The organism is Inconstantimicrobium porci (assembly GCF_009696465.1).
In the GTDB taxonomy this organism is placed as follows: domain Bacteria; phylum Bacillota; class Clostridia; order Clostridiales; family Clostridiaceae; genus Inconstantimicrobium; species Inconstantimicrobium porci.
On record NZ_VULX01000011.1, the window covers coordinates 83,139 to 92,526 of the forward strand.

Annotated in this window: 10 protein-coding genes and 1 pseudogene; 1 reads left to right on the plus strand and 10 read right to left on the minus strand. The window is 30.5% G+C overall.

Going from position 1 to position 9,388, the window contains the following annotated elements; translation table 11 throughout:
• Positions 1-2 precede the first annotated feature (2 nt).
• From FYJ33_RS09035 to FYJ33_RS09085, 10 genes and pseudogenes are all read right to left on the minus strand, one after another.
• Positions 3-1,358: an MATE family efflux transporter gene (locus tag FYJ33_RS09035; protein ID WP_154531419.1), complete on the minus strand. Its 1,356-nt coding sequence runs from the start codon at positions 1,356-1,358 to the stop codon at positions 3-5.
• Positions 1,359-1,495: 137 nt separating this feature from the next.
• A complete protein-coding gene (murB, locus tag FYJ33_RS09040) occupies positions 1,496-2,398 on the minus strand; it encodes a UDP-N-acetylmuramate dehydrogenase (protein WP_154531420.1) in 903 nt (300 codons plus the stop codon).
• Between the two features lie 181 nt (positions 2,399-2,579).
• Positions 2,580-4,043, minus strand: a complete 1,464-nt coding sequence (locus tag FYJ33_RS09045) for a hypothetical protein (protein ID WP_154531421.1) — start codon at positions 4,041-4,043, stop codon at positions 2,580-2,582.
• A gap of 167 nt (positions 4,044-4,210) precedes the next feature.
• Positions 4,211-5,074 carry an ATP-binding cassette domain-containing protein gene (locus FYJ33_RS09050; RefSeq protein WP_154531422.1) on the minus strand — a complete coding sequence of 288 codons (864 nt, stop codon included), beginning with the start codon at positions 5,072-5,074 and terminating at the stop codon, positions 4,211-4,213.
• Between the two features lie 91 nt (positions 5,075-5,165).
• Positions 5,166-6,755: pseudogene (locus FYJ33_RS09055) on the minus strand (RNA polymerase sigma factor); the annotation flags it as partial.
• 97 nt (positions 6,756-6,852) lie between these two features.
• A complete protein-coding gene (locus FYJ33_RS09060; protein ID WP_154531424.1) occupies positions 6,853-7,644 on the minus strand; it encodes a sensor histidine kinase in 792 nt (263 codons plus the stop codon).
• 28 nt (positions 7,645-7,672) lie between these two features.
• Positions 7,673-7,873, minus strand: coding sequence for a hypothetical protein (locus FYJ33_RS09065; RefSeq protein ID WP_154531425.1), 201 nt, complete (start codon positions 7,871-7,873; stop codon positions 7,673-7,675).
• Positions 7,874-7,886: 13 nt separating this feature from the next.
• The gene (locus tag FYJ33_RS09070) at positions 7,887-8,267 is read right to left on the minus strand and encodes a LytR/AlgR family response regulator transcription factor (protein ID WP_154531426.1); all 381 of its coding nucleotides are present in this window, start codon (positions 8,265-8,267) and stop codon (positions 7,887-7,889) included.
• 88 nt (positions 8,268-8,355) lie between these two features.
• On the minus strand, positions 8,356-8,496 hold the full coding sequence (locus FYJ33_RS09080) for a hypothetical protein (protein ID WP_154531427.1): 141 nt from the start codon (positions 8,494-8,496) through the stop codon (positions 8,356-8,358).
• 17 nt (positions 8,497-8,513) lie between these two features.
• Positions 8,514-9,068 (minus strand): GNAT family N-acetyltransferase, encoded by a 555-nt coding sequence (locus FYJ33_RS09085; protein ID WP_154531428.1) that lies wholly within the window; start codon positions 9,066-9,068, stop codon positions 8,514-8,516.
• 121 nt (positions 9,069-9,189) lie between these two features.
• Between FYJ33_RS09085 and FYJ33_RS09090 the strand changes: the two genes are divergently transcribed.
• The coding region (locus FYJ33_RS09090; RefSeq protein ID WP_154531345.1) for a helix-turn-helix domain-containing protein at positions 9,190-9,388 on the plus strand (199 nt) is incomplete at its 3' end.

Genomic DNA, 9,388 nt, shown 5'->3' on the forward strand with positions numbered 1-9,388 from the left:
AATTATTTATTTGCTTTAAGTATCTTAGGAAACTTAATCCGGAATATTATGGTACATAAAATTGCTGCTGTTGCATCAGCAACTGCTTCCGCTGCAAAAACTCCTTTAACTCCTATAAACCTTGAAAGTATTAAAACAAGAGGTACTAGCAAAAACACCTTACGCAATAGTGCTATAAACAAAGATATCTTTGCTTGTCCTAATGCCAGGAACATACTCTGACATTCTCTTTGAAGTCCAAATATAGTCATTCCCGCTAAAAATATCATCATCATTTCTGAAACTTTATTTATTAATAAAACATCTTTTGTAAATATTGCAGCGACAACCTTAGGGAAAATAATTATCAGTAATGTACCAATAAAATTAAATGAAACCATAACCACTGCAGTTATCTTAAAACACTGCTTTACTCTGTCCATATTTTTATGGCCATAGTTATAACTTACAATAGGTATAAATCCCTGTGAAAAACCGCCAATAGGAACACTTATTATCTGCATTGCACTTTGCATTACTGTAAGAGCACTTACATAAATATCACCATATTTGCTTAAAGTTCCATTCATAACAAAACCAATAAGGCTTTCTGTGCTTGCCATAATAAACGGAGCAATTCCAAGCGAAACCATTGAACCTATTATCCTGAAATCAGGTTTTATATAACACATTTTTATCTGTAGAGATGCCTTTTGTGAGAAAAGGAACTTTAATACCCATAATGCACTTAAGCACTGAGAAATAATAGTTGCAATTGCTGCTCCTTTTACTCCTAATTCAAATACGTAAATAAATATAGGATCAAGTATAATATTAACTACTGCCCCTATTATTACTGAAAGCATTGCAATGCCTGGTCGTCCCTGTGCACTTATATAAGTATTAAGACCCATTGCCATCATTACAAATATTGTCCCTAATAAATATGTTGACAAATAATCAACAGCATAAGTAATTGTATTTGATGATGCTCCAACAGTCATAAGAATTGGATTCATAAATATGTATGTAACAACAGATGCTGAAATTGCAAAGAATATAAGAAGAAAGAATCCATTTCCAAGGATTTTTTCTGCTCTTTTTCTGTCTCCCTTTCCTAAGGCTATTGTTGCAAGCGGCCCCCCTCCTCCGCCTACTATCTGTGCAAATGCTGCAATAAGAATTATTATGGAATTTGTAACTCCAACACCAGCAAGTGCATTAGTACCTATATTAGGAATATGTCCAATATATATTCTGTCTACTATACTATATAAAAGATTTACAACCTGGGCAGCAACAGATGGAATAGCCATTTTAAATACTAGTTTAATCATATTATCTGTGCTTAATTTTTCTTCATATTTTGTACTTGCCATTTATTTTTTCCCTTCATAAAACATTAGAAAACACTATATTTCTCACTGTTTTCCTGATTTCTTTATTTTTATATTATCTCTGCTTGAATATACTCTGTTAGTCAAAAGAACTACATAAGTGCTGCTATATGGTTCAATTATAACAAATCGTACTTTTCAAGAGTTTCCTTGCTAAACCACAACCTAATTTCTGGTTCAAGCTTTATACCTGTTTCTTCAAAAACAGTGTTTCTAACTTTACTTACAAGTTTTAGTACATCTTCTGGATCTGATTCACCATTATTCATAATAAAGTTAGCATGCTTATCTGAAACTACTACGTTATTGTAAGACAAACCTTTTAAATTACATTGATCAATAAGCAATCCTGCTGCAATCTTTTTGTCCTGCACTTCATCATAATGTCCTTTGAATGTTGATCCTAAAGTACATCCCTTTGGCTGAGTCTTTAGTCTGTATTCCATATATGAGTGTATCCTCTTCTTTATTTCATCTTTATCATCATGCTTAAGCTTTAATTTTGTATTTATAACGATAAGCTCTTTTTCTTGTAAGTTAGTCCATCTATTTCCGTGTTCTATATCACTTTTATTTAGTTCATGAATTACTCCGTTATAATCCATAACTGTTACAGTTTCTATAACATCAATAATCTCAGATCTAAAAGCTCCTGCATTCATAATTACAGCTCCACCTATGCTGCCTGGAATCTGTGCAGCCCATTCCAAACCAGACAAAGAATTATTAGCACATAAATTACTTACATATGGAAGCATAGCTCCACACTCTGCTGTAATTATATTATCCTTTATCTCAACATTTTTCATATTTATCTTAATAACTAAAATATTATCTGGCAGATCGCCAATCAATGTATTGCTGCCATTACCTAAAATTAATATTTTTAGTCTGTTTTCTTTTGCATATTTTAAAACATTCTTTAAATCTTCTATGTTATTCACATCACAATAATTGTGAATCATGTTCATAGTTCTCATTGTGCTTAATTTGTTACTTTTATAATTAAACTTTATATTCAACGTACATCTCCTAAAATTTTTTTCTATTATATTGTATACCTTTAAAATTTAAAACTATTACAATATCGTTAAATTATATTACAACTTTATTATTTCAAACATAATAATTCACTATGAACCTATAAAAAAATCAAAATACAGAGTGGATTTATGCTTTTCTACTCTGTTTAATACTTATTTTTTATAAATTGTTAATTATTTCACTGTTTATTTTAGCAAATATTTTTTGTCCACTTGTTCCATCTATGTTTTTATAAATCTTACCTAAAGCTTGGCTCCTCTTTTTATCAATTAAATCATCACCTGCAGATAATTTTTTAGCGATCTCAAACCAAGGCATATTACAATCATCAATATCATATAATAATCCATCTGGTAATAACCATTCATCAGTGTAATCTCCAAGTGTCATTATTGGCTTATCAGTCAACAAATATGTAATTAATAATGAACTACGTGCTTCTGTAATTAACATATCAGAAATACTTGTTGAAATCTCATAATCAGCTGTTTGATCTAATATTATATTTTTATATAATGGATTTTTTTCTTTTATTTTAGTGCATAAATCATCATATATGTCTAAATACTGAGGAGTAGTTCTATTTATTCCTTCTCTCGTTAAAGGATGTGGTCTCCAAATTACTGCTATATTATCTAAATATCTTGGAATATCAAAAACCAATCTCAATTTTGAAAATGGATCAACACAATTATTGAAAAATAAACATCCAGTATTCAATAATATTATTTTTTTATCTTTTAGGATACTCTGCCATTCATTTGGAATTTTTATATCACCTTTCATCTTATTATATAAGTCATCAAATTTAGGTGAACCTAATGTTAAAAATTTATCTTTAGGTATTCCTGCGTTTAATGCATCCTTCTCCAATATCTCGCTGTCTAAAACAACCTTATCTACAAATTGTATAGATTTTGATGAAAACTGAACTCTTTTAGTTATATCTTTAACTTCTACTGGACTAGATAGGCAATAAGGTACATAAATCAAATTATCTGTGTATTTTTTTAAATTCCAAGTAAAATAATCTTCCTTAACTTGAGTAAGAATATTACTGTTATCATAAATATTATGTATAAATATTGCATCAGGATTTTCCTCCTCAAGAGAATATTCATTATAATCCACTATGTCTACGCCATCTGGAAGTTTATCTCCTTCATATACATACTGTTGTTCTCCTATATCATACTTGTAATAAGGAATAGGAACAACCTTAGTATCACAATTTTCATCTTTTTTTGCCGCTTCATATATACTTGCAAGACTATCCCACATTGCTGCCTTGTATGGCATGAATACTAGTTTTATCTTACAAATAACATCTTTTTCAATAGTATTTTTTATATTATTATTCTTTAGTATACATTGCTTAATATATTTTTTATTAGTTCGCATACTTTTTATTGTGAATGATTTATATGCTTTCTTTTGCTCTTCTATTTGATTAATAACTTCTAAATTTTCATTATACTCACTTAATTTATGCTGAATCATATCATAAGCATCTATGCATGCACTTATCCCCTCATTATAATCCACCATGCTTTTAAGTAAATTCGTTGCACTATTAATTGTATCAATTAATTTCATTATCTTTGTCTTAGTACTATAATTCATAATCTATTTCCCCTTATTTATAAATATCCCATATTATAGTATAGCGCGTTTTCAATTTATTTCAATAAATTATATTTTGAGATACTTTTGTGCAATTTTAAAAAAACTATCAACTTTTACTGTAATATTATAGAAATTAATTTAAAATATATATTTATATATTGACTTTACGCATAGTACTTGCTCTGTGCCTTCCACATTGATGCATAGTAATTGTCTTCTGAAAGCAATTCATCATGGCTACCTCTTTCAACTATTTTTCCTTTATCAAAGACAATGATATCATCACAGAAACGACAACTGCTCATTCTATGAGATATAAATATACTTGTCTTATTTTCAGCAAATATAGCATATTTATCATACATTTCACTTTCAGCAATAGGATCAAGTGCTGCTGTAGGCTCGTCAAGTATGATTACAGGTGCATCTTTATATAAAGCTCTTGCAAGCATCAGCTTCTGCATTTCACCACCTGAAAAATCAACGCCATCTTCACTAAGTTCCTTAAGAATGATTGTGTCCGCTTTCTTAGGATAATTATTTACCTTATCAAAAAGTCCTGCATTCTTATGTTTAATAGCATACTTTGGATCACCAGGATATTTGTAGCTTACATTTTCAAGTTTTATTTCATGAATTGCATCCTTATTTACATGACCATCTTTTAACTCATCATTAATACAGCCAAATTCAAGAAAATCTCTACAGCCATTCATTATTTCACTATTCTGGACAATCCTCTGAAGTGCTGAAAATATTTCATTCATCCAAACTCCAAATCCAGATGCAATACCAACAAATAAAATATATACTGATAAGATTAAAAATATGTGCAATTTATCTCCTCTTCCTGAGAGTAATTTTACAGCTTCACTAGGTAGCAGAATTGCCATAAAAGGAAATGCAATACCTGATATAATATAAAAGAATGTAGGTACAAAATATCTTTTCCCCTCATATTTTATAAGATTTTTATAACTGTAAATTAAATTATTGATTATTGAATACTTCTTATTCTTTTCCACCATTTTCACCCCAATCTATGGCTGTATAATAGCACAGGAACTCCAAAAATATGGAGTTCCTGCACCAAATGTATTATTTTTTTCACGAAATGTACTAATTAAATTCTCCGTTCCACTTAGGCATATTCTCAATATACTTTTCTTCTACTGCGGGTACATAACATACATAATAGTTTTTACTATCACTTTTACCATTACATTTATACTCAATAAAGAACCTGTAATATGGCATTAGATATTTGTCATAAACACTATCTCTATACATAAGTTCAACGCCTGCAATATTTTTTGCAGATGGTTCAACATCAATATACGTAGTCTGAAATTTACCGTTAAAAAGTAATTGTTTAGCCTTTTCTAGAGATATTATTGGATATATGCCTATTTCCTCATGTATAGTTTTTTCTCCGATTTCAATCTCTTTTAAGCCTCCATTATCATCAGGCAAGAAAGAAATACTACCAGACGTACCACCTATTGGATAATCTAGAGTATCTTCTGCTTCTTTTTTTGTTACATTATATAAATTAAATTTATATTTTTTAGGGAGCTTTATACCTGGAGAAAACTCAATATTAATACCTCCACGACAATTTGCTGTTATAGTGCCACCTTTAAATTCACCTACTATAGTGTCAACTGTACCAGACAGCTCCTTTTCTTGTTTTTCAAAATACTTTCTTTTATCAGTATGAAGATTCTTGTCTTTTTTATACTCTTCCAATTGTTCTTTTGTAGGAGTTTTGTATATCTTTGTAAGCTTAAAATTTAATCTTTTTGCAGTTTTCTCTACTTTCTTTTCTAATTCATCTTTAGGAATCCGCTTACCTTCCCATTTTTGAGTCTCCTGATTAACATAGTTGTTATTCTTAAATATGGGAAGAGTTTTTATGTGACAATCTTTATTCCATGGATTACCTGAAATCTGCTTTTTAAAATCACGTTCTGTATATCCTTCAGATCCACATCCACCCCATTCTGTAAACACTGAAAGTTTAGAGCTTGCTGTAGCTTTCTCATTATCACTAAAATGTATTGCATTCGTATCTTCATAATCATCATCATTAGGCTGCTCTTCAACTTTATTTACTACTTCTGGTTTCTTAATATTATTTTTAAAACTTAAAATTTCCTTGCCCACTATAACACATATTAATATTGCTACTGCCATTGCTAAAGGAATGATGATTTTTTTGCACTTATTGCTTTTATGCATTTCAATCACATTTTTTTCTCTATTTTCTTCTGCTTCCTGCATCTTTTTAATAAGATTCATTTTAAGCTTCTTTCTTGCTCTTGTAAGCTGTGAACTTATAGTATTATCCTTTTTATCAAGAATCTTGGCAATTTCACTTATCTTATAGCCCTCATAATAAAAAAGATATACAACATTTCTATAATCCTTTGGAAGATTCATAACTTCTTCAAGTACGTTTTTCTCTTCATCTGTAAATTCTTCAATTTCTTTTGTAAATGGCTCTGTCTTTTTATACCATGATGATTTATTAATATCTTTGCATCTGTTTATTGTGACTTTAATCAGCCATGCTTTAATGTGATTTTCATCTTGAAAATTATCTTCTTTCATCAGTTTTATAAAAACATCCTGTACAACATCTTCAGCATCACAATAGTTTTTTAAATTCTGATAAGCAATGCGAAGCACCATATCTGAGAACTTTTCAACGACTTCTTTAAAAAACTGCTATCCCCATTTGATAAATTCACTCTCATCACTCCCCCTTCATAGATAAAACGAATCAGAAAGGCATTTTCGTGCATCAAATAAGTGGAATTGTAACTTCTGATGCAAAAATTCCCGGCTCATTCTGAAGATTTAAAAATCCATCGTATTTATCTACAAGGCTTTGCACACGTTTCATGCCAAGACCGTAGTTTCCCCTTTTATTTGTAATATAATTCTTCTCATTAAAATCAAGAATTTCTTTGGCAGAATTCTGCACTGATATATACAGCTGTTTCTTATTGACGATAATATAAATTCTTAAAAATCTGTCCTCTTTATCGATTTTTTCGCATGACTCAATAGCATTATCAAGAAGGTTACCTAAAATAACGCAGAGATCTATATCATTAACTTTTATTCCTTCAGGCACTTCTGCTTTACAGGTTATCTTAATTTCTTCCTTTTCGGCAATTGAAAGTTTGCTGTTTAATATTGCATCTATCATCATATTGCCTGACTTAACGTATGTATCAACACTGTCTAAGTCCTTCTCAAGTTCATCAAGATAATTATTAACTTTATCATAATCTTTAAGAGTCATATCAGCTTTTAAGACCTGAAGATGATTATGGTAATCATGCCTCCAGCCCCTCATATTCATATAAATATTTTTGATTTCTGAGTACTGATGTTTTAAAACATCCTGCTGAAATCTTTTAGTGCTGATTTCATAGTCTGACTTATAACTTTTTAGTGTTGCTTCAAGCAGTACAAATAATAAGACTGCAAATACAAGTATCACCATTCTAAAGATATAAGCAGTTTTTAATGACCTGAAGATATTTTTTCCGTAAGCCATAAATAAAAAGTTACTGCTTAATAACATTAAGAACACGCATCCAACGACTATTCCGTTAAACTTGTTGAGATAAGCACGTTTTTTTAGAAAGCATAATAAAACTTACAAAGCACATTACTTCAAGTTCAAGCATATAGTCAGCATATGATGTAAAGACTGAAATTAATTTAATTAAAAATGCTGCAATAGCAAATATTCCAACTTTATACCACTGATACTTAAATGGTTCCCTGTCATAAAATAAATCAAACAGCACAAAGACAACTCCATTAATGATCCAGCCCACAAATGACAATCCAAGGCACACTGATTATGTATGACCTGTGAACTCTGAAGAAACGCTTGTCATTAAGTTGCTTCTCCATTTGATTGATACCTGTACTGCATTTTATCTCTTTAAGTTTTGTATGAATAAAAGAAAAGTGCCCATAACTTTCTATGTAGCATATATCAGAGAGACAAACCTTGCTGGTACTGCCTTCTTCATTAACTATAATGTACGGTTCCTCATTATTTAGATTTTCAACTGCCTTTTCAAAACACTGAAAAAGCTTGTCCTCTTTTACAGGTTTAAGAATGTAAGATACTGCTGATACTGAATATCCTTCAAATACATAATCACTTATGCCAGTAACAAAAATAATCTGCAATTTCCCTTATCTTTTTAGCAAGCTCCATACCATTCATACCTGCCATCTCAATATCAAGCAGCAGAACATCTGTTAGAGCTTTTTCCTGCTAATCGAACAAAAATGATTCTGCACTATTATAAATTTTTATATCAATATTTTCTTTTTTAATAATGCTCCATTTCTTTATGTATTCTTTCTGCAATTCAGCCTCTGAAGCATTATCTTCACATACTGCAAACTGCATCATAACACCTCGTAAGTATCTTATCTTTCACTAGCTAATAACCCATAGTAACTTGCATCACATATGCCCTGGTTATTCCAATCTGTCTGTCTTAGAGTTCCTTCGTATTTCATGCCGCACTTTTTCATAACTGCACCTGAATTAGGATTCTTTGTATCATGTCTTGCTTGTACACGGTTAACTCCCACTTCATCAAAAAGGAAATTTATAACTTCCTTAAGTGCTTCTGACGTAATTCCCTTGTGCCACCACTCTCTACCAATACAGTAACCTATTTCAGCATTTTTAACTCTTTCATCTATTTCATTAACTACAGCAATATCACCAATTGGCTCATCACCATTTTCTTTTAGAACAATAGCCCAATGATAGCAATCCTTATTTTCGTAATTTGATACCCAGTCTTTTAAAACTGTTTCACTTACAGAAACGCTTTTATGTGTAGGCCATGTAAGAAATTTTGTAACTTCATCATCAGATGCCCAATTCTTAAACATCGCTTCTTTATCTCTCATTGTATATGGACGTAATATAAGTCTTTCTGTTTCTATGTATTTTGTACCTTTATGTTCCATAAATATCCTCCTAAATATGTCTAATTTATTTTATTGACTAATTGAACCAATAAAAAATCCATAGTGATTACCCGTGTTATAATTAAGTTGTGAAACCAAAATAACAAGGAGGATAATCACTATGAATTACCCAAATCATAACACAGAATCACGTAAAAATAAACACTTGAATTTCAAAGAGCGCATGACTATAGAAATACGCCTTGCAGACGGTTGCTCTGCATATAAAATTGCCAAAGAATTGCAAAGACCAATCAATACTATTATCAATGAAATCCGTCGTGGAACTACTACTCAAATCAAGCAAGGAAAACATGTTG